Raw genomic sequence first — 21,525 nt, 5'->3', positions numbered from 1 at the left:
TCGACTGGCCCGACCAGTCAACCCACCCCCGACAGTAAGGAACCCCCGTGGCACAGGACGTGCTCACCGACCTCAAGAAGGTCCGCAACATCGGCATCATGGCGCACATCGATGCCGGTAAGACCACCACGACAGAGCGCATCCTGTTCTACACGGGCGTCAACCACAAGATCGGCGAGACGCACGACGGTGCGTCGACGACTGACTGGATGGAGCAGGAGCAGGAGCGTGGCATCACGATCACCTCTGCCGCTGTGACGTGTTTCTGGAACAAGAACCAGATCAACATCATCGACACCCCCGGTCACGTCGACTTCACCGTCGAGGTGGAGCGCTCGCTTCGCGTGCTCGACGGCGCTGTTGCCGTGTTCGACGGCAAGGAGGGTGTTGAGCCCCAGTCCGAGACCGTGTGGCGTCAGGCCGACAAGTACGACGTTCCGCGCATCTGCTTCGTCAACAAGATGGACAAGCTCGGTGCCGACTTCTACTTCACGGTCGACACGATCATCAACAAGCTCGGCGCCAAGCCGCTGGTTCTCCAGCTCCCCATCGGCTCCGAGAGCGCCTTCGTTGGTGTTGTCGACCTCGTCGAGATGCGTGCCCTGGTGTGGCCGTCCGACGCCAAGGGCGACGTGACCATGGGTGCCAAGTACGAGGTCGAGGAGATCCCTGCCGATCTCGTCGACAAGGCAAACGAGTACCGCCAGGTGCTCCTCGAGACCGTCGCCGAGACCGACGACGCGCTGCTCGAGAAGTACTTCGCTGGTGAGGAGCTCACGGTCGCCGAGATCAAGGCGGGCATCCGCAAGCTCACCGTGGCAAGCGAGATCTACCCGGTCCTCTGTGGTTCCGCGTTCAAGAACCGTGGTGTTCAGCCGATGCTGGACGCCGTCGTCGACTTCCTGCCGAGCCCGCTCGACGTGCCGGCGACCGAGGGCACCGACCCTCGCGACGAGGAGAAGAAGATCGAGCGTCACCCCAAGGCGGAGGAGCCCTTCGCGGCGCTCGCCTTCAAGGTTGCCGTTCACCCGTTCTTCGGTCGACTCACCTTCATCCGCGTCTACTCCGGACGCCTCGAGTCGGGTGGCCAGGTTGCCAACTCGACGAAGGGCAAGAAGGAGCGCATCGGCAAGATCTTCCAGATGCACGCCAACAAGGAGATCCCCGTCGAGAGTGTGACCGCCGGCCACATCTACGCGGTCATCGGACTCAAGGACACCACCACCGGTGACACCCTGAGCGACCTGAACAACCAGGTCGTCCTCGAGTCGATGACGTTCCCGGAGCCCGTGATCGAGGTCGCCATCGAGCCGAAAACCAAGGCCGACCAGGAGAAGCTCGGCACGGCCATCCAGAAGCTCGCCGAAGAGGACCCGACGTTCCGCACCGAGCAGAACCAGGACACCGGCCAGACGGTCATCAAGGGAATGGGCGAGCTCCACCTCGACATCCTGGTCGACCGCATGAAGCGCGAGTTCAACGTCGAGGCGAACGTCGGTAAGCCCCAGGTGGCCTACCGCGAGACGATCCGCCGCGTTGTCGACAAGCACGACTACACGCACAAGAAGCAGACCGGTGGTTCTGGCCAGTTCGCGAAGGTCCAGATCTCGCTCGAGCCTCTCGAGGTCACGGCGGACAAGATCTACGAGTTCGAGTCCAAGGTCACCGGTGGTCGTGTTCCGCGCGAGTACATCCCGTCGGTCGACGCGGGCTTCCAGGCGGCCATGGCCGTCGGTGTCCTCGCTGGCTACCCGATGGTCGGTGTCAAGGGACTCCTCCTCGACGGTGCGGCGCACGACGTCGACTCGTCGGAGATGGCGTTCAAGATCGCCGGCTCGATGGCCTTCAAGGAGGCCGCTCGTAAGGCAAACCCCGTGCTTCTCGAGCCGCTCATGGCGGTCGAGGTGCGTACTCCCGAGGAGTACATGGGTGACGTCATCGGTGACCTCAACTCCCGCCGTGGGCAGATTCAGTCCATGGAGGACGCGACCGGCGTCAAGGTCGTCACGGCCAAGGTGCCTCTGTCGGAGATGTTCGGTTACGTGGGCGACCTGAGGTCCAAGACCTCCGGCCGTGCCGTGTACTCGATGACCTTCGACAGTTACTCGGAAGTTCCCAAGGCGGTTGCTGACGAGATCATCCAGAAGAGCAAGGGCGACTGACGTCCGTCAGTAGTCTGAGGCAGTTCTACTAACATAAACACACACCAATCGCCGAGCATCCGGAAAACCATCCGGATGCGACAGCACCGAGTCCTGAGGAGGACCCACAGTGGCTAAGGCCAAGTTCGAGCGGAACAAGCCGCACGTAAACATCGGAACGATCGGTCACGTCGACCACGGAAAGACGACGCTCACCGCGGCGATCTCGAAGGTCCTGGCCGACAAGTACCCGTCGGCGACGAACGTCCAGCGTGACTTCGCGTCCATCGACTCGGCGCCGGAAGAGCGCCAGCGTGGTATCACGATCAACATCTCGCACGTCGAGTACGAGACCCCGAAGCGTCACTACGCACACGTTGACGCCCCGGGTCACGCCGACTACATCAAGAACATGATCACCGGTGCCGCCCAGATGGATGGCGCGATCCTCGTTGTCGCGGCCACCGACGGCCCGATGGCGCAGACGCGTGAGCACGTGCTGCTCGCCAAGCAGGTTGGTGTTCCTTACCTGCTCGTCGCGCTCAACAAGTCCGACATGGTCGACGACGAGGAGATCCTGGAGCTCGTCGAGCTCGAGGTTCGCGAGCTGCTCTCGAGCCAGGGCTTCGACGGCGACAACGCTCCCGTCGTGCGCGTCTCCGGCCTCAAGGCTCTCGAGGGTGACGAGAAGTGGGTTCAGTCCGTTCTCGACCTGATGGACGCCGTTGACGAGTCCGTTCCGGACCCGGTGCGCGACAAGGACAAGCCGTTCCTCATGCCGATCGAGGACGTCTTCACGATCACCGGTCGTGGAACCGTCGTCACGGGCCGCGCCGAGCGTGGCACGCTGGCCATCAACTCGGACGTCGAGATCGTCGGCATCCGCCCGACCCAGAAGACGACCGTCACGGGTATCGAGATGTTCCACAAGCAGCTCGACGAGGCCTGGGCCGGCGAGAACTGTGGTCTGCTGCTCCGCGGCACCAAGCGCGAGGATGTCGAGCGCGGCCAGGTCGTCGTCAAGCCGGGTTCGGTCACGCCGCACACCCAGTTCGAGGGCACCGCGTACATCCTGTCCAAGGATGAGGGTGGGCGTCACAACCCGTTCTACGCGAACTACCGCCCGCAGTTCTACTTCCGCACCACCGACGTCACCGGCGTCATCACGCTGCCCGACGGCACCGAGATGGTTATGCCCGGCGACACCACCGACATGACGGTTGAGCTCATCCAGCCCATCGCCATGGAGGAGGGCCTCGGCTTCGCCATCCGTGAGGGTGGCCGCACCGTGGGCGCCGGCAAGGTGACCAAGATCCTCAAGTAACAACGGATCACAACGACAGGGGTCGAGCCTTCGGGCTCGGCCCCTTCGTCGTTGTCGCACAAAAAACGAGAGACGAAGGATGCTTTGTTGTCTCAGAATCGCAGTAATGGCGAACAACGACTTAAACATGTGGACATGGCAGCGAAAGCTGTCTACGCTATCTCTGTTTGGCGAGCGAGCAGTGGTGCCCGCGCAGCCAGTCCCAGTCACAGAGGAGCAACGATGCCCACAGCTATCGGTCCGTCGATCCGACGACGGTCCAGGTCTCTCACCGCAGCGAAGGTGGCCCTGACGGGCCTTGCCGTCGGTGCGCTCACCCTCACCATGGGGGTGACAGCGGTCCACGCCGATCTACCCCCGCAGACTCCCGGCGTTACGCTGCGTGTCTACCAAATGCCCGATCAGGTCTTCCCCGAGCTCTGCACCCTGAAGTCCGGGCAGACCCCGAACGTCGACAAGCTCATGCCGACGATCGACTTCACGAGCGACGCGGACTTCGGGGCATCCCGTAAGTTCATCAGCCACACCATCGCGAACCTGACCGTTCCGACGTCCGGTCAGTACACGATCCGCATGACCAATGACGACGGTGCGCGGCTGACCCTCAACAACCAGCTCCTCCTGAACAACGACGGCTACCAGGACTCGACCTCCGTCGAAGCGAACATCACCCTCGACGCTGGTACGTACCCGCTCTTTGTCGAGCACTTCGAGGACGACTACGGCCAGCGACTTCTCGTTCAGTGGCGCACGCCCGGGTCGAGCTCTTTCGTCACGATCCCCAACAGCGCCCTCAGCACCGACGCAGACGTCGTGCGTGTTGTCGCGCCCGGCACCAAGTTCTGCGAGGGAGCAACCGACACCCCCGGTGACGGTCTTCGTCTCGAGTCGGTCAACCCGGACTACAGCCTCGTGAACCTCCGCCCCGAGGGCTTCCAGCCCAAGGTTGCGGCGCTCGACTTCACCGACGAGGGCGACCTCGTGGTTGTCACCACGGGTTCGGTCAGCGCCGGCGGTTGGGTGCCCAACCCCGCTCCCGGCGAGGTCTTCCTCGTTGAGGGTGCCACGGAGGCCGACGGCCCCGAGGATGTCACGGTCACCAAGATCGCGACGGGGCTCAAGAACCCCATGGGTATCGACATCATCGGCGACGAGATCTACGTCTCCGAGCGTCACCAACTGACCAAGCTCACCGACCCCGACGACGACGGCCAGTTCGACGTCCACACGAAGTTCGCGGAGTGGCCGGATGGCGGCAACTTCCACGAATTCGCATTCGGTCTCATTCACGACGACGAGAACTTCTACCTCAACCTCTCGGTCGCCATTGACAACGGTGGCGCGACCACCAACCCGCAGCCCGCACAGAACCGCGGAACGTCGCTTGCCGTCAGCCGTACGACGGGTGAGGTCTCCTATGTCGCTGGTGGTCTGCGCACGCCGAACGGAATCGCGTTCGGTCCCGACGGTGAGCGGTTCGCCATGGACAACCAGGGTGGATGGCTTCCGGCATCCAAGCTCGTCCACATTGAGCAGGGCAAGTTCTTCAACCACTACATGAACCCGGCTGGACCGTTCGACTCGAACCCGGTGAGCGCACCGGCTCTGTGGATCCCGCAGAACGAGATCGGCAACTCGCCGAGCACCCCGATCCTGCTCGACCAGGGTGTGTACGCGGGTCAGATGCTGTTCGGTGACGTCACCTACGGTGGTCTCCAGCGTGCGTACCTGGAGAAGATCGACGACGAGTACCAGGGTGCGGTCTTCCGTCACACCGCGGGGCTCGAGGTCGGTGTGAACCGTGTCATCGTGGGCCCGGACGGCGCTCTCTACATCGGTGGAACCGGTGAGGGTGGCAACTGGGGCGAGAACGGAAAGCTCAACTACGGCCTCCAGAAGCTCGACCCCGCTGGACAGAACGCGTTCGACATCAAGGAGATGCGCGTCATCGAGGGTGGCTTCGAGCTCGAGTACACGGAGCCGATCTCTGAGGAGACCGCAGCCAACGCGGCGAACGCGTACCGCGTGAACCACTGGAAGTACGTCCCCACCCCCTCCTACGGCGGACCGAAGGTCGGCGAGGAGACGCTGAGCGTCACCGACGCTGTCGTCTCCGAGGACCGCACGACCGTCACGCTCTCCGTGGAAGGGCTCAAGCCCGGATACGTGGTCCACGTGCGGTCGCCGCGCCCGTTCGAGTCCGAGTCGGGCAAGGAACTGTGGAGCACCGAGGCTTGGTACACGCTCAACAGCCTTCCGGGCTACGTCGCACCGGCCGATCGTGGCTGGTACGAAGCGGAGGAGGCGGCCCTCACCGGGTCGGCTGGCATCGCGACCGAACACAGCGGATACTCCGGACTCGGCTTCGTGGCGGGCATCCAGAATGTCGGCGCCGGCGTGAACTTCACCGTGACGGTGCCCGAGGCGGGTACCTACCCGGTCAACCTCCGCTACGCCAACGGCCCCAACCCGTTCGACGGCAGCAAGAAGATCTCGCTCTACGTCAACGACCAGAAGGTCGGCCCATGGAACCTTCCGCGCCTCGGCGACTGGAAGACCTGGGACACCATCTCGCGTGACGTGGCGCTCAATGCGGGCACAAACACGATCTCGCTGCGGTACGACTCGGGCGACGACGGCAACGTCAACTTCGACGTGCTGTCGATCGGCGAGCCCGACATCTGCACGCCGGCGGCCCAGGAAGACGGCTTCCAGCCGCTCTTCGACGGCACCCTCGAGAGCTTCGAGAAGTGGCGTCTCGCTGGACCCGGTTCGTTCGCTCGCCAGGACGACTGCACGCTGCGCACGTTCGGTGGCCTTGGCCTCCTCTGGTACACCGCCGAGGAGTTCAACAGCTACCGACTGCAGCTGGACTGGAAGCTCGTCGCCGACCACAACGGTGGTATCTTCGTCGGCTTCCCGAACCCGGGCAACGACCCCTGGGTCGCCGTCAACCAGGGCTACGAGATCCAGATCGACGCGACGGATGCCGACGACCGCACGACGGGCGCCATCTACACGTTCCAGGGTGCCGACCTCGAAGCGCGCGACGCCGCGCTCAACCCGGTCGGACAGTGGAACACGTACGACATCGTCGTCCACGACAACACGATCAAGATCTACCTCAACGGGGCGTTGGTCAACGACTTCACGAGCACCGATCCCGCGAGGGACCTGGCACAGGGGTTCATCGGCCTCCAGAACCACGGTTCCGGTGAGACGGTGTACTACCGCGACGTGAGCATCAAGAAGCTCGCCGACCCCGAGGTCACGGTCACGACGACTCTCGACCCGGCGACGCCGAACGGTGACAACGGATGGTGGACCACCGATGTATCGGTGACCGCGACGGGAGCGAGCAACATTCCCGGCACCGTGCAGCTGGAGTCGAAGGTCGGTACCGGGGAGTACGCCCCGCACACCGCCCCGATCGTGGTCTCGACCGACGGAACGACCGAGGTCGCGTTCACGGCAACCGACTCCGAGGGCAACGAGTCGGAGGAAATCGTCGAGACGATCCAGCGCGACACGGTGGCCCCGACGGTGAGCGCATCGCTCTCCGGTCGCCAGGTTGTGCTCACCGCGTCCGATGCGACAAGTGGTGTGGCGTCGGTGGAGTACCGCCTGAGCGGTGACGCGGAAGACGAGTGGACCGAGTACGACTTCGGCTTCCTCGTCGGTGCCGGCGCCGAGACGGTGACCTACCGCGCCACCGACAACGCCGGGCTCGTCTCCGAGGAGCAGGTGCTCGAGATCGACGCGGTCATCCCGGGTGAGACGGTCGTCGACCGTATCGCCGGTCCTGACCGCTACTCGGTAGCGACAACCATTTCGGCACAGTCGTACCCGGAGGGCGCTGACGTGGTGTTCATCACCAACGGTCAGAACTACCCGGATGCTCTCTCCGCTGGTCCCGCGGCCGCGTTCTCGGGTGGCCCGCTGCTCCTGGTCTCGCCGACCCTGGTGCCCACGGTGGTGGCGGACGAGCTCGAGCGGTTGAGCCCCTCGCACATCGTTGTGGTGGGCGGACCGGCATCCGTCTCCGAGGCGGTCTACGCCCAGCTCGAGGGCCTGCCCGGAACGATCGAGCGCATCGCGGGAACCGACCGGTATGAGGCGTCGCGTGCGCTCGCATCGGCCGTCTTCGGCGAGTCCGGCGCGACGACCGCGTACATCGCGACGGGGCGCAACTTCCCCGACGCGCTGACCGGTGGTGCCGTGGCGGGTGCGAACGATTCGCCCGTCATCCTCGTGAACGGAACGGCGACCGATCTGGACACCGCGACGGCGAACCTCCTCGAAGATCTCGGGGTGACGTCGATCAAGGTGCTCGGTGGAGTCAACAGTGTTTCGCCCGGACTCTTCGACGACCTGTCGCAGATTGCGAACACGGTGCGCCTTGCCGGTGCTGACCGCTACCAGGCGGCTCGCGCGATCAACGCGGACGCCTACGACACCGCTGAGCGTGTGTTCCTGACGACGGGACTGAACTTCCCTGACGCTCTGGCGGGCTCGGCGTGGGCAGCATCCATCGGTGCCCCCATGTACGTGGTCCCGGGTACGTGCGTTCCGCAGGGTGTTCTCGATGACATCGAAGCTCTCGGTGCGACGCACATCACTCTGCTCGGCGGACCTGTTTCGCTGAGCGAGGGAGTGGCAAGTCTCACCGCGTGTGGGTGATGAAGGGTAAGTAAGACGGGATGGCCGTCGCCCCGCCGGATCGGGAGGTCCGGCGGGGCGACGGCCATCGCTGTGTGCGCTCCGGCGCCAGTACTGTTGGCAGGATCGAAGGGACCACCGAATGCTGAGGAGCCTCGGAGCCTGGGTTGCGCGTCGGCGCCTCACCGTGCTCTCCGTGTGGGCCGTGCTGTTTGTTGCAGGGCTCGGGCTGAGCGGTGCGGTTTTCGACAGCGCGGCCGAGATCCCGAACGCCCCGGCGGGGTCCGAGTCTCTCGAGGTCGCCCGTCTCGTGGACGAGGTGGACCCGGGTGGCCCGACGGTCGTCGCGGTCATCGAGGGTGAGGACTTCTTCGACCGGGCGCTCATCGCGAGCGCGAGTGCCGTCATGGAGCAGATCCGTGCGATTCCGGGTGTTGTCACCGTCACCGACGCCTACACGGGTGGTGGTCTATCCAGCGACGATGGCCGCAGCTCACTCGCCGTCATCGAACTCGACGAGGGGCTCTCCGCCGATGACGCCGTCTCGGTCGCGCGCGAGGTCGCGAGTCTCCTCCACACGATCGAGCCGGCCGACGTTCTCGTGGGTGGCGAAGTGCTTGCGGAGGAAGCCTTCGTCGACCTGGCCATCACGGGCGCCGCGATCGGCGAGGGCGCCGCGATCCTCATACTGCTCGTGCTCTTGGTGGTCATTCTCGGCGGATTTCGTATCGGCGTCCTGCCCGTCGTGACGGCCATCACGACGATCGCCGTGTCACTGCTCGTGCTCAGTGGGCTTCTGAGTGTCGTGTCGGTCAACGAGTTCGCCGTGAACGTCGTGACCGTGCTCGGCATCGGGCTCGCCGTTGACTACGGCATCCTCGTCATCTTCCGATTCCGGGAGGAACGGCTCAGGATGCCCGATCCCGTCGACGCCGTCGCCTCGGCTGTCGACACCGCTGGTCGCGCCGTGCTGGTCTCCGCCGTCATTGTGTGTGTCTCACTGGCCGGCCTCTTCCTCCTCGGTGACCCGCTGTTGTCGGGCATGGCGGTGGGAGGCGCGATTGCCGTCGTTGTGGCGGCGCTCGCGAGTGTCACGCTCGTCCCCGCTTGGATTTCCCTCGTGCATCGGTGGATACCGTCGTCGGGGCAGCGGACGTGGTCGCGCCCACGACCCCGGACCGGCACGGATGCGCGGCGGCTCGTACCGCGACTTGCGGCGTTCGCGCAGCGACGGCCCGCGCTCGTCACCGTTTCGGCGACTCTGTTCCTCGTGATTCTCGCCGCGCCGCTGACCACCCTCACTCTGGGCAGCTCCGACATTCGGTCGCTCCCTGCCGGCGCGGAGGAGCGCCGTGCCTACGAGGCGACGATCACGCGATTCGATGAGCTCGGCGTGGAGCCGATCGTTGTTTCTGTCGACGGCGACATCGGCGATCCTGCCGTTGTTCCGATCCTCGATCGTGTCGCCGCGCTTCCCGGTGTGGTCGATGCCGAGGCGCTCATCCCCGACCTGCCGGAGGGAACGGCGATCATCGCCCTCACCCCAGAGGGAGATGCCACGGGGGCCGCGGCGCAACAACTGGTCCGCGACGTGCGAGCCGTGGACGCCGATCTCCCGATCGCTGTGGGCGGCCCTGCCGCAGAGCTCGTCGATACCCTCGATCACCTCGCCGAGCGTCTTGCGATCGCCGCGGTGGTCGTTCTGGTGGCTACGTTCGTTCTGCTGTTTGCGCTCACCCGATCCGTGATCGTTCCGCTCAAGACCCTCCTCCTCAACTCACTGACGATCGCCGCGACGTTGGGGGTTGTCGTTGCGGTCTTCCAGTGGGGTTGGGGCGCGGGCATCCTGGGGTTCACTCCCTGGGGTGCTGTCGACGCGTCGACCCCTCTCCTGATCGGCCTCCTCGCCTTCGGGCTGTCGATGGACTACGCGGTCTTCCTCATCGCGCGCATCACCGAGCACTGGCGCGCGCGAGATCGTACGCTGACTCCGCGGGCAGCCAGCGACAAAGCCGTCCTCGCTGGCATCACCCAGACGGCACCCGTGGTGACCCTCGCCGCGCTGGCTATCTCGATCGTCTTCATCGGTTTCGCGGCGGGCGATCTCCTCGCCATGAAGGAGGTCGGCGTCGGCATGGTTGTCGCCATCCTCCTGGACGTCACCATCATCCGCGGGCTGCTCATGCCAGCGGTCATGACCCTGCTCGGCTCAGCCAACTGGTGGGCTCCTCGTTTCGCGCGCTCGCGCACGGTTCCCGCCGGAGGGGGTGCGCGCGAGGGCAGGTAGGGTCGAATGGATGCTGCAGACGACCGAGTGGGGACCCGGGCGCCGCGACTGGATGGACGTGCTCCGCGGGCTCGCGGTGATCATGGTCGTCGTCACGCACACCGTTCGCCTCATCCAGTACTACGACGACCCGGTTCCGGTCCTCCCGACGATCATCAACATCCTCACGCCGCTGCGGATGCCCATGCTCTTCCTGTTGTCGGGCATGCTCGTGCCGCGCTCGCTTCTCAAGGGCACGTGGGGCTACCTCAAGGGCAAGCTCTCGAAGGTCCTCTATCCGTACGTCTTGTGGACGGTCATCCTCGCGCTTCTCTCGGCGCTCGCCGCAGGTGCCTTTGTCTTCCCCGACCTGTTCCATCTGCTGTTCATAGAGTCCGCCACTCCGCTGTGGTTCCTCGGCTACCTCGTCCTGTACTACGCGATTGCTCTCCTCTGTCGTTGGGTGCACCCGCTCATCATCGCTGTGGCCGCGGTGGGGCTCAGCATGCTGCCGATCGAGGGGGAGTGGGAACGGTTCTGGTACCAGGCCGTCGCCTTTTTCATCGGGGTGGCGCTCGGCCCCTTCATCTCGGGATTCGAGAGATTCCTCGACAACCGAATCCTGTGCGCTGTCCTCTTCACCGCGGCCACGGTGGCCGTGACCATCCAGAACCTCTACGGGCAGGCGCCACAGGGTGTGATCTGGAAGGTCGTGATCACCGTGACGTTTTTCGTCGGCGCGGCAGGCCTCGTGAGACCCATTGCCAGTGCCCGGTTCCTCTCTCCCATTCGTTACGTGGGGGAACGCACGATCAAGGTGTACATCCTGCACTGGCCGTTCATCGAATATCCCTTGCGATGGATGACGTCGAACGGTGACGTGCCATTGCGCTGGCTCATCCCCATCACCTTCCTCTGCGGCCTGGTGCCGCCCGTGATCATCACCGTTCTCGCCGATCGCTACCGCGCCGTCGAGTGGTTCTTCGAGTGGAATCCGCCCGCGCGCAGGCCGCGCAAGGCTTCCGCGAAGGAACCGATCGAGCGATAGGCACAATCGCGACACGCCCGGGTTGCAGCAAATGCCGGGGTGTGGCAAACTCTTCTAGTTCAACACGTCGCCGCTCCATGCGTGCGACTCACTCCCAGGCAGTGCATAGTCCGGCTCACAGAGCTAGTCCGGTTGACGGGCGCGGAGGCTAGGCCGCAGGGAGCAGAACTCTAAAGACTCAATCGATTTCTGATGCCGTGGGTACGTCTGTGCCTGCGGCGGCGGAGAACGACATTGATACGTAAACAGTGGTGCACAGCAGAAGTGCTGCGCATGGCGGGGTCGCAAGGCCTCGTTGCCGCGCAGGCCTATGAGCAAGAGAAGAGAGTGACGTCATGGCGGGACAGAAGATCCGCATTCGACTGAAGTCGTACGACCACGAGGTCATCGACTCGTCGGCACGCAAGATCGTCGACACGGTTACCCGCGCGGGTGCCACGGTGGTGGGCCCGGTCCCGCTTCCGACCGAGAAGAACGTGGTCGCAGTGATCCGCTCCCCTCACAAGTACAAGGACAGCCGCGAGCACTTCGAGAAGCGCACCCACAAGCGGCTCATCGACATCGTCGACCCGACGCCCAAGGCTGTCGACTCGCTCATGCGTCTCGACCTGCCCGCCGACGTCAACATCGAGATCAAGCTCTAGCCCTTAGAGGCGAAGACTCGAGAGCCGAAGAGGAAACCAATGTCTAACACCAAGACCACCAAGGGTCTGCTGGGCAAGAAGCTCGGCATGACGCAGGTCTGGGACGAGAACAACAAGCTCGTCCCGGTGACCGTCGTGGAGATCACCCCGAACGTCGTCACGCAGGTCCGCACGCCCGAGGTCGACGGCTACAGCGCCGTTCAGATCGCGTACGGCCAGATCGACCCCCGCAAGGTCACCCAGCCGCTCGCCGGCCACTTCGAGAAGGCCGGTGTCACGCCGCGTCGTCACCTCACGGAGCTGCGCACGGATGACACGAGCGAGTACTCGCTCGGCCAGGAGCTGACCGTCGACATCTTCGAGCCCGGCAAGAAGGTCGACGTCGTCGGCACCAGCAAGGGCAAGGGATTCGCGGGTGTCATGAAGCGCCACAACTTCCGCGGCGTTTCGGCCTCCCACGGTGCACACCGTAACCACCGCAAGCCCGGTTCGATCGGTGCCTCCTCGACCCCCAGCCGCGTGTTCAAGGGAATGCGCATGGCGGGTCGTATGGGTGGCGACCGCGTCACCGTGCTGAACCTGACCGTCCACTCGGTCGACCTCGAGAAGGGCATCCTCCTCGTCAAGGGCGCCGTGCCCGGCGCTCGTGGTCGTATCGTCTTCGTCCGCAACGCAGTGAAGGGAGCCTGATCATGGCGAACTCGCTCGACGTCGTCGACACCTCCGGCAAGAAGACCGGCTCGGTTGAGCTGCCCGCGTCGATCTTCGACGTGCAGACCAACGTTCCGCTCATCCACCAGGTCGTCGTCGCTCAGCTCGCAGCCGCCCGTCAGGGCACCCACAAGACCAAGGGTCGTGGCGAGGTCTCCGGCTCCGGCCGCAAGCCCTTCAAGCAGAAGGGCACCGGTCGTGCCCGCCAGGGTTCGGTCCGCATGCCGCAGCACCGCGGCGGTGGCACGGTCCACGGTCCGCAGCCCCGCGACTACTCGCAGCGCACCCCCAAGAAGATGATCGCTGCGGCTCTGCTCGGCGCCATCTCGGACCGCGCACGCGGTGAGCGTCTCACCATCGTCGACTCGTTCGGCAAGGGTGACGCACCGTCGACCAAGGGTGCAGCAGCGGTTCTCGCTTCGATCGCCGGCAGGAGCGTCCTCGTGGTGCTCGACCGCGGTGACGAGATCGGCTTCAAGTCGCTGCGCAACCTCAAGGACGTCCACGTGCTGTGGGTCGACCAGCTCAATGCGTACGACGTCATCGTCAGCGACGACGTCGTGTTCACGAAGGCCGCGTACGAGACGTTCGTCGCGTCGAAGACCCAGAAAGAAGAGGTCAGCGCATGACGCTCACGTACAAGGACCCCCGCGACATCATCCTCGCGCCCGTCGTCTCCGAGAAGAGCTACAACCTGATCGATGACGGCAAGTACACCTTCGTGGTGGACCCCCGCGCCAACAAGACCGAGATCAAGCTCGCTATCGAGAAGATCTTCGGCGTCAAGGTCGCTTCGGTGAACACCCTGAACCGTCAGGGCAAGGCCGGCCGCACCCGCTTCGGCACCGGTCGCCGCAAGGACACCAAGCGCGCCATCGTCACGCTCAAGAGTGGCTCCATCGACATCTTCACCGCGGTCGGCTAGGAGCAGAGAGATCAATCATGGCTATTCGTAAGTACAAGCCCACGACGCCCGGTCGCCGCGGATCCTCGGTTGCAGACTTTGCCGAGATCACCCGTTCGACGCCGGAGAAGTCGCTGCTGCGTCCGCTGCCCAAGACCGGTGGTCGTAACAACGCCGGCCGCATCACGAGCCGTCACATCGGTGGTGGCCACAAGCGCCAGTACCGCGTGATCGACTTCAAGCGCAACGACAAGGATGGCGTCGACGCCCGCGTCGCTCACATCGAGTACGACCCCAACCGCACGGCGCGCATCGCGCTGCTCCACTACGTGGACGGCACCAAGCGCTACATCATCGCCCCGAACAAGCTGAACCAGGGCGACATCGTGGAGTCGGGTCCCGGCGCTGACATCAAGCCCGGCAACAACCTCCCGCTCAAGAACATCCCCGTCGGTACGGTCATCCACATGATCGAGCTGCGCCCGGGTGGTGGAGCGAAGATGGCTCGTTCGGCCGGTGCATCCGTTCGTCTCGTCGCCAAGGACGGCCCCTACGCGCAGCTTCGCCTGCCCTCGGGTGAGATCCGCAACGTCGACCTGCGCTGCCGCGCCACGATCGGCGAGGTCGGCAATGCCGAGCAGTCGAACATCAACTGGGGTAAGGCCGGCCGTATGCGCTGGAAGGGCGTCCGCCCGACCGTGCGTGGTGTCGCCATGAACCCCGTCGACCACCCGCACGGTGGTGGTGAGGGCAAGACGTCCGGTGGACGTCACCCCGTTACCCCGTGGGGCCAGAAGGAGGGTCGTACGCGTAAGCGCAACCTCCCCAGTGACCAGCTCATCGTTCGTCGCCGCAACGTCGGCAAGAAGCGCAAGTAGGAGTACCGAAGATGCCACGCAGTCTGAAGAAGGGCCCCTTCGTCGACGACCACCTGCTGCAGAAGGTCGTGAAGGCGAACGAGTCCGGTAGCAAAAACGTGATCAAGACCTGGTCGCGCCGCTCGATGATCATCCCGGCGATGCTGGGTCACACCATCGCGGTGCACGACGGTCGCAAGCACATCCCCGTGTTCGTCACCGAGACCATGGTCGGGCACAAGCTCGGCGAGTTCTCGCCGACCCGCACCTTCCGCGGTCACGTGAAGGATGACAAGAAGGGACGTCGCCGCTAATGGTCGAAGCAATCGCCCGCGTGAAGCACATCCGCGTCACGCCCACCAAGGCACGTCGAGTCATCAACCTCATTCGTGGAAAGCAGGCTGAGGAGGCTCTCGCCATCCTCAAGTTCGCCCCGCAGAGCGCCAGCGAGCCCATCTACAAGCTCGTTGCGGCCGCCATGGCCAACGCTCGCGTCAAGGCGGATGCCACGAACAGCTTCCTCGACGAGCAGGACCTCATCGTCTCGGCGGCCTACGTCGACGAAGGCACAACCCTCAAGCGGTTCCGTCCGCGCGCACAGGGTCGTGCCAGCCAGATCCTCAAGCGCACGAGCCACATCACCGTGGTCCTCGCGACGCCCGACCACATCGCCGAGACCAGCGCACCCGTTGCGGCCAAGGCAGGGAAGAACTAATGGGACAGAAGGTAAACCCGTACGGTTTCCGTCTCGGAATCACCACCGACCACGTGTCGCGTTGGTTCTCGGACAGCACCAAGCCGGGACAGCGTTACAGCGACTACGTCGCCGAGGACGTCAAGATCCGCAACCTGCTCAAGACCTCGCTCGACCGCGCCGGTGTTGCACGCATCGAGATCGAGCGCACGCGTGACCGCGTTCGCGTTGACATCCACACGGCACGTCCCGGCATCGTTATCGGACGTCGTGGTGCCGAGGCAGAGCGCATCCGCACCGACCTCGAGAAGCTCACGGGCAAGCAGATCCAGCTCAACATCCTCGAGGTGAAGAACCCCGAGGCCGAGGCTCAGCTGGTTGCTCAGGGTATCGCCGAGCAGCTCTCCGCTCGTGTGGCGTTCCGCCGCGCGATGCGCAAGGGTCTGCAGGGTGCCCAGCGCGCCGGCGCCAAGGGTGTCCGCATCCAGGTCTCTGGCCGCCTCGGTGGCGCAGAGATGAGCCGCTCCGAGTTCTACCGCGAGGGCCGCGTGCCCCTGCACACGCTCCGCGCCAACATCGACTACGGCTTCTACGAGGCTCGTACGACGTTCGGTCGCATCGGCGTGAAGGTGTGGATCTACAAGGGCGACATCACCAACAAGGAGCTTGCTCGCGAGCAGGCCAACCAGAAGTCATCCCGTCCCGACCGCCGCGACGACCGTCGCGATGGCGGAGACCGTTCGCGCCGCTCCTCCGCTCCCAAGGCTGAGGCGCCGGTTGCCACAGGAGTTGAGGCGTAACCATGTTGATCCCTCGTAAGGTCAAGCACCGTAAGCAGCACCACCCCGGCCGTAGCGGCCAGGCGACCGGTGGCACGACGGTGGCTTTCGGAGAGTTCGGCATTCAGGCTCTCACTCCCGCGTACGTGACCAACCGCCAGATTGAGGCGGCACGTATTGCAATGACCCGTCACATCAAGCGTGGTGGAAAGGTGTGGATCAACATCTACCCCGACCGCCCGCTGACCAAGAAGCCGGCCGAAACCCGCATGGGTTCCGGTAAGGGCTCGGTCGAGTGGTGGGTCGCCAACGTCAAGCCGGGTCGCGTCCTCTTCGAGGTCGCCGGTGTCAACGAGGAACTCGCTCGTGAGGCCATGACCCGTGCAATCCACAAGCTGCCCCTCAAGGCACGCATCATCAAGCGCGAGGAGGGCGACGCGTAATGGCGATCGGATCCAAGGAGCTCCGCCCTGTCGAGCTCGACACCTTCGAAGACGAGCGACTCGTCGACGAGCTGAAGAAGAGCAAGGAAGAGCTGTTCAACCTGCGCTTCCAGTCGGCCACCGGCCAGCTCGAGAGCCACGGCCGCATTCGTGCCGTCAAGCGCGACATCGCGCGTATCTACACGGTCATCCGTGAGCGTGAGCTCGGCATCCGTGCCACGCCCGCTCCGGTCGAGGCTCCGGCCAAGGCGACCAAGAAGACCACCAAGAAGGCTGACGCGGCTGACACCGCCGAGGCGACCGAAGAGACGAAGGAGGCGTAGTCATGGCCAAGGTTGACACCGCTAACAGCGCCGAAGAGCAGGTCGAGACGGCCGAGCTCGTCCGCGGTTACCGCAAGACGCGCCGCGGGTACGTGACCAGCGACAAGATGGACAAGACCATCGTCGTCGAGGTCGAGGACCGCGTGAAGCACCCCCTCTATGGCAAGGTCATCCGCCGCACCTCCAAGGTGAAGGCGCACGACGAGGCCGGCAGCGCCGGCGTCGGCGACCTCGTCATCATCAGCGAGACCCGCCCGCTCAGCGCCACCAAGCGCTGGCGTCTGGTGGAGATCCTCGAGAAGGCGAAGTAAGTCATGCTGCAGCAGGAATCGAGAGTCAAGGTCGCCGACAACACCGGCGCCAAGGAACTCCTGACGATCCGCGTCCTCGGTGGCTCCGGCCGTCGTTACGCAGGACTCGGTGATGTCATCGTCGCGACCGTCAAGGACGCCATCCCCGGCGGAAACGTCAAGAAGGGCGATGTCGTCAAGGCCGTCATCGTGCGCGTCGTCAAGCAGACCCGTCGTCCCGACGGTTCGTACATCAAGTTCGACGAGAACGCCGCCGTCATCCTGAAGGCTGACGGGGACCCCCGTGGTACCCGCATCTTCGGCCCGGTCGGCCGTGAGCTTCGCGACAAGAAGTTCATGAAGATCATCTCGCTGGCACCGGAGGTGCTGTAGTTATGGCAAACATTCGTAAGGGCGACATCGTCCAGGTCATCAGCGGGGCCACGCAGGCTCGCGGCGGCGACCGTGGCAAGCAGGGTCGCGTGATCGGCATCGACGTGGAGAACAACCGCGTCGTCGTCGAGGGCGTGAACTACGTCAAGAAGCACACCAAGGTCGGTCAGACCCAGCGCGGTACGAAGACCGGTGGCATCGAGACCATGGAGGCCCCGATCCACGTGTCCAAGGTTGCGCTCGTCGACCCCGACACCAAGCAGCCGGCTCGTGTGGGATTCCGCATCGAGACGGATGACCGCGGCAAGACGGTTCGCGTCCGCTACTTCAAGAAGTCGCGTCGCGCGGAAGGCAAGAAGGCCGCTAAGGCATCCACCAAGAAGTCCGTCGAGAAGACGGAAGAGGACTAACGAACAATGGCCAAGACCACTACTGCCGCGGAGGCTGGCGCCTACCAGCCCCGCCTGAAGCAGAAGTACCGCAAAGAGATCGCGGCGCAGCTGACCAAGGACTTCGGTTTCACCAACGTTCACCAGGTTCCCGGGATCGTCAAGGTCGTCGTGAACACCGGTGTCGGTGAGGCCGCTCGCGACTCGAAGATCATCGAGGGCGCCGTGCGCGACCTCACTGCGATCACGGGTCAGAAGCCGCAGGTCACCGCAGCTCGCAAGTCCATCGCGCAGTTCAAGCTGCGTGAGGGCCAGCCGATCGGTGCCCACGTCACGCTTCGCGGCGACCGCGCCTGGGAGTTCATCGATCGTCTCGTGACGCTCGCCCTCCCGCGTATCCGCGACTTCCGTGGACTTTCGGACCGTCAGTTCGACGGACGCGGCAACTACACCTTCGGTCTTACGGAGCAGTCGATGTTCCACGAGATCGACCAGGACAAGATCGACCGCGTTCGCGGATTCGACATCACCATCGTGACCACGGCGAAGAACGACGAGGAGGGTCGCGCGCTGCTCAAGGCGCTCGGATTCCCCTTCCGCTCGAACGAGCAGGCCGCGAGCTAACCCACCCATCGACCAGGTCGGCCTCCGTGTACGGGGTGTCGAAACCAGACGAGACAAGGAAAACCAACACATGACCATGACAGATCCGGTCGCAGACCTGCTGACCAGACTGCGCAACGCCAACTCGGCGCACCACGACCAGGTTTCGCTGCCCAGCAGCAAGCTCAAGTCGCACATCGCCGACATCCTCAAGACCGAGGGCTACATCTCCGACTGGAAGGTCGAGGACGCTCGCGTCGGCCAGACCCTCACGATCGACCTGAAGTACGGCCCCAACCGTGAGCGCTCGATCGTCGGTATCAAGCGCGTCTCCAAGCCGGGACTGCGCGTGTACGCAAAGTCGACCGAGATCCCCAAGGTTCTCGGCGGACTCGGCGTTGCCATCCTGTCCACCTCCTCCGGACTCCTCACGGACAAAGAGGCGACTCAGAAGGGCGTGGGTGGGGAAGTCCTCGCCTACGTGTGGTAACTCGTCATGTCACGTATTGGACGACTTCCCATCTCGATCCCTGCCGGGGTCGAGGTGAAGATCGACGGCCAGGCCGTCGCCGTCAAGGGCCCGAAGGGTGAGCTCGCGCTCACCGTCGCGAGCCCCATCGAGGTGGCGATCGAGGATGGCCAGCTCCACGTCACGCGCCCGAACGACGAGCGCGAGTCGCGCTCGCTCCACGGTCTCACGCGCACGCTGATCGCTAACCAGATCATCGGTGTGACCGAGGGCTACACCAAGGGCCTCGAGGTCGTCGGTACCGGTTACCGCGTCCAGGCCAAGGGCAACTCGGTCGAGTTCGCTCTCGGATACTCGCACTCCATCACGGTCGACCCGCCCGCGGGCATCACGTTCACCGTCGAGGGAAACAACAAGCTGACCGTCAGCGGCATCGACAAGCAGGCCGTCGGCGAGGTCGCGGCGAACATTCGCAAGCTGCGCAAGCCCGAGCCGTACAAGGGCAAGGGTGTGCGTTACGCGGGCGAGGTCGTCCGCCGCAAGGCCGGAAAGAGTGGTAAGTAATCATGGCTCTCGGAACCAGAGGTAAGAGCAAGTCGGCGGCCAAGAGCCGTCGCCACGCACGCCTTCGTAAGAAGGTCGTCGGCACCGAGGCGCGTCCGCGTCTCGTGGTCACCCGCTCGGCCCGCCACGTCTTCGTGCAGGTCGTCGATGACTCGAAGGGTCACACCATCGCGTCGGCGTCCACGCTCGAAGCGGACCTGCGCACCTTCGACGGTGACAAGACCGCCAAGGCCCGCAAGGTCGGCGAGCTTGTGGCAGACCGTGCCAAGAAGGCCGGCATCGAGTCGGTCGTGTTCGACCGCGGTGGCAACCGCTACGCGGGACGCGTCGCAGCGATCGCAGATGGCGCCCGGGAAGGTGGTCTGAGCCTGTGAGCAACGAAGAGACAACAAACAAGGAGCAGGACGTGACCGCAGAGGTTACCGAGGCCGCCGTGACGGATGCACCTGCAACCGACACCACGAGCGAGCCCCGCGAGGCTCGCCGCGGTAGCCGCGAGCGCAACCCCAACCGCGACCGCGGCCAGGGCCGTGACGCCGAGAAGAGCCAGTTCCTCGAGCGCGTCGTGACCATCAACCGCGTGTCCAAGGTCGTCAAGGGTGGTCGTCGCTTCAGCTTCACCGCACTCGTCGTTGTCGGAGACGGCAACGGCCTGGTGGGCGTCGGCTACGGCAAGGCTCGCGAGGTTCCGCTCGCGATCTCGAAGGGTGTCGAGGAGGCGAAGAAGAACTTCTTCCGCGTTCCTCGCGTCGCCGCGACGATCCCGCACCCCGTCCAGGGTGAGGCCGCTGCCGGCGTCGTGCTTCTGCGCCCCGCATCCGCCGGTACCGGTGTTATCGCCGGTGGTCCCGTGCGCGCGGTGCTCGAGTGCGCCGGCATCCACGACGTTCTGAGCAAGTCGCTCGGATCGTCGAACACGATCAACATCGTCCACGCCACCGTCGCTGCGCTCAAGCAGCTCGAGGAGCCGCGTGCGGTTGCCGCACGTCGCGGCCTCGAGGTGGACCACGTCGTACCGTCGCGCCTCTTGCGCGCCGAGGCTGAGGCTGCGGCAACAGAGAAGGCAGGTGTCTGATGGCTGCACGCCTGAAGGTGACCCAGATCAAGTCCACGATCAGTGAGAAGCAGAACCAGCGCCACACGCTGCGGAGCCTCGGGCTTCGCCGCATCGGTGATGTGGTCGTCCGTGAGGACAACCAGCAGAACCGCGGCTACGTTCGCACGGTTGCTCACCTCGTGAAGGTTGAGGAGATTGACTAATGGCTGACGAAGCCACCCCCAAGAAGGCCCCAGCGAAGGCCAGCGCCGCGAAGGACGCTGCTCCCAAGGCTGCTGCCGAGAAGAAGGCTCCGGCGAAGGCCGCCGCCACCAAGGACGCCGCTCCCAAGGCTGCAGCCGAGAAGAAGGCTCCGGCCAAGGCCGCCGCCGATAAGGCTCCAGCCAAGGCTGCTGCTGCGGACAAGGCCCCGGCCAAGGCTGCTGCTGCGGACAAGGCTCCCGCCAAGACCACCGCCAAGAAGCCCGCTGCGGCGAAGAAGGAGACGTCGTCTGACGTCGCTTCCCGCCCGCAGGTACTCAAGGCCCACCACCTTCGTCCCGCCGCTGGCGCGAAGAAGGACAAGACCCGCGTCGGACGCGGTGAGGGCTCGAAGGGTAAGACGGCAGGTCGCGGTACCAAGGGAACCAAGGCTCGTTACCAGATGCGCGCCGGTTTCGAGGGCGGCAACCTGAACTTCGTGATGCGCGCGCCCAAGCTGCGCGGCTTCAAGAACCCGTTCCGGGTCGAGTACCAGGTCGTCAACCTCGAGAAGCTCGCCGAGCTCTACCCCAAGGGTGGAGACGTCACGGTGAGTGACCTCGTCGCCAAGGGCGCCGTCCGCAAGAACGAGAAGGTCAAGGTTCTTGGTAACGGTGACATTACGGTTAAGCTGAACGTTGCAGTCGACAAGGTCTCCGGCTCTGCTGAGCAGAAGATCGTCGCGGCTGGCGGTTCAGTCAAGTAACCGAACCCGTCTGGCTTTATT

24 protein-coding genes and 1 pseudogene are annotated in these 21,525 nt (G+C 64.6%); all 25 read left to right on the top strand.

Annotated elements, in window-relative coordinates; translation table 11 throughout:
* Positions 1–47: 47 nt before the first annotated feature.
* The 25 genes and pseudogenes from fusA (at position 48) to rplO (ending at position 21,504) form a co-directional block, all read left to right on the top strand.
* The gene (gene fusA / locus LH407_RS05590; protein ID WP_322132281.1) at positions 48–2,162 is read left to right on the top strand and encodes an elongation factor G; all 2,115 of its coding nucleotides are present in this window, start codon (positions 48–50) and stop codon (positions 2,160–2,162) included.
* Positions 2,163–2,271: 109 nt separating this feature from the next.
* A complete protein-coding gene (gene tuf, locus LH407_RS05585) occupies positions 2,272–3,465 on the top strand; it encodes an elongation factor Tu (protein ID WP_179495069.1) in 1,194 nt (397 codons plus the stop codon).
* 222 nt (positions 3,466–3,687) lie between these two features.
* Entirely contained in the window at positions 3,688–8,145 is a 4,458-nt protein-coding gene (locus LH407_RS05580) for a cell wall-binding repeat-containing protein (protein WP_322132282.1), read from the top strand.
* Between the two features lie 121 nt (positions 8,146–8,266).
* Positions 8,267–10,411, top strand: a complete 2,145-nt coding sequence (locus LH407_RS05575) for an MMPL family transporter (RefSeq protein ID WP_322132283.1) — start codon at positions 8,267–8,269, stop codon at positions 10,409–10,411.
* Positions 10,412–10,421: 10 nt separating this feature from the next.
* Positions 10,422–11,438 (top strand): acyltransferase family protein, encoded by a 1,017-nt coding sequence (locus LH407_RS05570; RefSeq protein ID WP_322132284.1) that lies wholly within the window; start codon positions 10,422–10,424, stop codon positions 11,436–11,438.
* Between the two features lie 335 nt (positions 11,439–11,773).
* Entirely contained in the window at positions 11,774–12,082 is a 309-nt protein-coding gene (gene rpsJ, locus LH407_RS05565) for a 30S ribosomal protein S10 (protein ID WP_092503033.1), read from the top strand.
* A gap of 39 nt (positions 12,083–12,121) precedes the next feature.
* Positions 12,122–12,772, top strand: a complete 651-nt coding sequence (rplC, locus tag LH407_RS05560; RefSeq protein ID WP_322132285.1) for a 50S ribosomal protein L3 — start codon at positions 12,122–12,124, stop codon at positions 12,770–12,772.
* A 2-nt stretch (positions 12,773–12,774) separates the two neighbouring features.
* Positions 12,775–13,422, top strand: a complete 648-nt coding sequence (rplD, locus tag LH407_RS05555; protein ID WP_322132286.1) for a 50S ribosomal protein L4 — start codon at positions 12,775–12,777, stop codon at positions 13,420–13,422.
* On the top strand, positions 13,419–13,718 hold the full coding sequence (gene rplW, locus LH407_RS05550) for a 50S ribosomal protein L23 (RefSeq protein ID WP_322132287.1): 300 nt from the start codon (positions 13,419–13,421) through the stop codon (positions 13,716–13,718). The genes rplD and rplW overlap by 4 nt, the downstream gene beginning before the upstream one ends.
* Positions 13,719–13,735: 17 nt before the next feature.
* Complete coding sequence (gene rplB / locus LH407_RS05545) at positions 13,736–14,575, top strand: 50S ribosomal protein L2 (protein ID WP_322132288.1); 840 nt, start codon at positions 13,736–13,738, stop codon at positions 14,573–14,575.
* 11 nt (positions 14,576–14,586) lie between these two features.
* Positions 14,587–14,868: a 30S ribosomal protein S19 gene (rpsS, locus tag LH407_RS05540; RefSeq protein ID WP_322132289.1), complete on the top strand. Its 282-nt coding sequence runs from the start codon at positions 14,587–14,589 to the stop codon at positions 14,866–14,868.
* A complete protein-coding gene (rplV, locus tag LH407_RS05535) occupies positions 14,868–15,269 on the top strand; it encodes a 50S ribosomal protein L22 (protein ID WP_322132290.1) in 402 nt (133 codons plus the stop codon). Before rpsS ends, rplV begins: the two co-directional genes overlap by 1 nt.
* The gene (gene rpsC / locus LH407_RS05530) at positions 15,269–16,048 is read left to right on the top strand and encodes a 30S ribosomal protein S3 (protein ID WP_322132291.1); all 780 of its coding nucleotides are present in this window, start codon (positions 15,269–15,271) and stop codon (positions 16,046–16,048) included. Before rplV ends, rpsC begins: the two co-directional genes overlap by 1 nt.
* Positions 16,049–16,050: 2 nt before the next feature.
* Positions 16,051–16,470, top strand: coding sequence for a 50S ribosomal protein L16 (rplP, locus tag LH407_RS05525; protein WP_322132292.1), 420 nt, complete (start codon positions 16,051–16,053; stop codon positions 16,468–16,470).
* On the top strand, positions 16,470–16,793 hold the full coding sequence (gene rpmC, locus LH407_RS05520; protein WP_322132293.1) for a 50S ribosomal protein L29: 324 nt from the start codon (positions 16,470–16,472) through the stop codon (positions 16,791–16,793). Before rplP ends, rpmC begins: the two co-directional genes overlap by 1 nt.
* A 2-nt stretch (positions 16,794–16,795) precedes the next feature.
* Complete coding sequence (gene rpsQ / locus LH407_RS05515) at positions 16,796–17,104, top strand: 30S ribosomal protein S17 (RefSeq protein WP_322132294.1); 309 nt, start codon at positions 16,796–16,798, stop codon at positions 17,102–17,104.
* A 3-nt stretch (positions 17,105–17,107) separates the two neighbouring features.
* Entirely contained in the window at positions 17,108–17,476 is a 369-nt protein-coding gene (rplN, locus tag LH407_RS05510) for a 50S ribosomal protein L14 (RefSeq protein WP_179495097.1), read from the top strand.
* Between the two features lie 2 nt (positions 17,477–17,478).
* A pseudogene (gene rplX, locus LH407_RS05505) lies at positions 17,479–17,814 on the top strand (50S ribosomal protein L24); the annotation flags it as partial.
* A gap of 78 nt (positions 17,815–17,892) precedes the next feature.
* Positions 17,893–18,489, top strand: coding sequence for a 50S ribosomal protein L5 (gene rplE / locus LH407_RS05500; protein ID WP_322132296.1), 597 nt, complete (start codon positions 17,893–17,895; stop codon positions 18,487–18,489).
* A gap of 70 nt (positions 18,490–18,559) precedes the next feature.
* Entirely contained in the window at positions 18,560–18,958 is a 399-nt protein-coding gene (rpsH, locus tag LH407_RS05495; RefSeq protein ID WP_322132297.1) for a 30S ribosomal protein S8, read from the top strand.
* A 6-nt stretch (positions 18,959–18,964) separates the two neighbouring features.
* A complete protein-coding gene (gene rplF / locus LH407_RS05490) occupies positions 18,965–19,501 on the top strand; it encodes a 50S ribosomal protein L6 (RefSeq protein ID WP_322132298.1) in 537 nt (178 codons plus the stop codon).
* A 2-nt stretch (positions 19,502–19,503) separates the two neighbouring features.
* Complete coding sequence (rplR, locus tag LH407_RS05485; RefSeq protein ID WP_322132299.1) at positions 19,504–19,875, top strand: 50S ribosomal protein L18; 372 nt, start codon at positions 19,504–19,506, stop codon at positions 19,873–19,875.
* Positions 19,872–20,576, top strand: coding sequence for a 30S ribosomal protein S5 (gene rpsE / locus LH407_RS05480; protein WP_407650641.1), 705 nt, complete (start codon positions 19,872–19,874; stop codon positions 20,574–20,576). The genes rplR and rpsE overlap by 4 nt, the downstream gene beginning before the upstream one ends.
* Entirely contained in the window at positions 20,576–20,761 is a 186-nt protein-coding gene (gene rpmD, locus LH407_RS05475) for a 50S ribosomal protein L30 (RefSeq protein ID WP_322132301.1), read from the top strand. Before rpsE ends, rpmD begins: the two co-directional genes overlap by 1 nt.
* Entirely contained in the window at positions 20,761–21,504 is a 744-nt protein-coding gene (rplO, locus tag LH407_RS05470; protein ID WP_322132302.1) for a 50S ribosomal protein L15, read from the top strand. The genes rpmD and rplO overlap by 1 nt, the downstream gene beginning before the upstream one ends.
* Positions 21,505–21,525: the final 21 nt, after the last annotated feature.

Source organism: Antiquaquibacter oligotrophicus, assembly GCF_020535405.1.
Lineage (GTDB): Bacteria > Actinomycetota > Actinomycetes > Actinomycetales > Microbacteriaceae > Rhodoglobus > Rhodoglobus oligotrophicus.
This window is presented reverse-complemented; position numbering and strand designations above follow the sequence as displayed.

Excerpts from the sequence above, each read along its gene's own strand:
- LH407_RS05580 (WP_322132282.1), top strand. The coding sequence starts at position 3,688 with ATGCCCACAGCTATCGGTCCGTCGATCCGACGACGGTCCAGGTCTCTC.
- LH407_RS05575 (WP_322132283.1), top strand. The coding sequence starts at position 8,267 with ATGCTGAGGAGCCTCGGAGCCTGGGTTGCGCGTCGGCGCCTCACCGTG.
- LH407_RS05570 (WP_322132284.1), top strand. The coding sequence starts at position 10,422 with ATGCTGCAGACGACCGAGTGGGGACCCGGGCGCCGCGACTGGATGGAC.
- rpsJ (WP_092503033.1), top strand. The coding sequence starts at position 11,774 with ATGGCGGGACAGAAGATCCGCATTCGACTGAAGTCGTACGACCACGAG.
- rplC (WP_322132285.1), top strand. The coding sequence starts at position 12,122 with ATGTCTAACACCAAGACCACCAAGGGTCTGCTGGGCAAGAAGCTCGGC.
- rplD (WP_322132286.1), top strand. The coding sequence starts at position 12,775 with ATGGCGAACTCGCTCGACGTCGTCGACACCTCCGGCAAGAAGACCGGC.
- rplW (WP_322132287.1), top strand. The coding sequence starts at position 13,419 with ATGACGCTCACGTACAAGGACCCCCGCGACATCATCCTCGCGCCCGTC.
- rplB (WP_322132288.1), top strand. The coding sequence starts at position 13,736 with ATGGCTATTCGTAAGTACAAGCCCACGACGCCCGGTCGCCGCGGATCC.
- rpsS (WP_322132289.1), top strand. The coding sequence starts at position 14,587 with ATGCCACGCAGTCTGAAGAAGGGCCCCTTCGTCGACGACCACCTGCTG.
- rplV (WP_322132290.1), top strand. The coding sequence starts at position 14,868 with ATGGTCGAAGCAATCGCCCGCGTGAAGCACATCCGCGTCACGCCCACC.
- rpsC (WP_322132291.1), top strand. The coding sequence starts at position 15,269 with ATGGGACAGAAGGTAAACCCGTACGGTTTCCGTCTCGGAATCACCACC.
- rplP (WP_322132292.1), top strand. The coding sequence starts at position 16,051 with ATGTTGATCCCTCGTAAGGTCAAGCACCGTAAGCAGCACCACCCCGGC.
- rpmC (WP_322132293.1), top strand. The coding sequence starts at position 16,470 with ATGGCGATCGGATCCAAGGAGCTCCGCCCTGTCGAGCTCGACACCTTC.
- rpsQ (WP_322132294.1), top strand. The coding sequence starts at position 16,796 with ATGGCCAAGGTTGACACCGCTAACAGCGCCGAAGAGCAGGTCGAGACG.
- rplN (WP_179495097.1), top strand. The coding sequence starts at position 17,108 with ATGCTGCAGCAGGAATCGAGAGTCAAGGTCGCCGACAACACCGGCGCC.
- rplE (WP_322132296.1), top strand. The coding sequence starts at position 17,893 with ATGGCCAAGACCACTACTGCCGCGGAGGCTGGCGCCTACCAGCCCCGC.
- rpsH (WP_322132297.1), top strand. The coding sequence starts at position 18,560 with ATGACCATGACAGATCCGGTCGCAGACCTGCTGACCAGACTGCGCAAC.
- rplF (WP_322132298.1), top strand. The coding sequence starts at position 18,965 with ATGTCACGTATTGGACGACTTCCCATCTCGATCCCTGCCGGGGTCGAG.
- rplR (WP_322132299.1), top strand. The coding sequence starts at position 19,504 with ATGGCTCTCGGAACCAGAGGTAAGAGCAAGTCGGCGGCCAAGAGCCGT.
- rpmD (WP_322132301.1), top strand. The coding sequence starts at position 20,576 with ATGGCTGCACGCCTGAAGGTGACCCAGATCAAGTCCACGATCAGTGAG.
- rplO (WP_322132302.1), top strand. The coding sequence starts at position 20,761 with ATGGCTGACGAAGCCACCCCCAAGAAGGCCCCAGCGAAGGCCAGCGCC.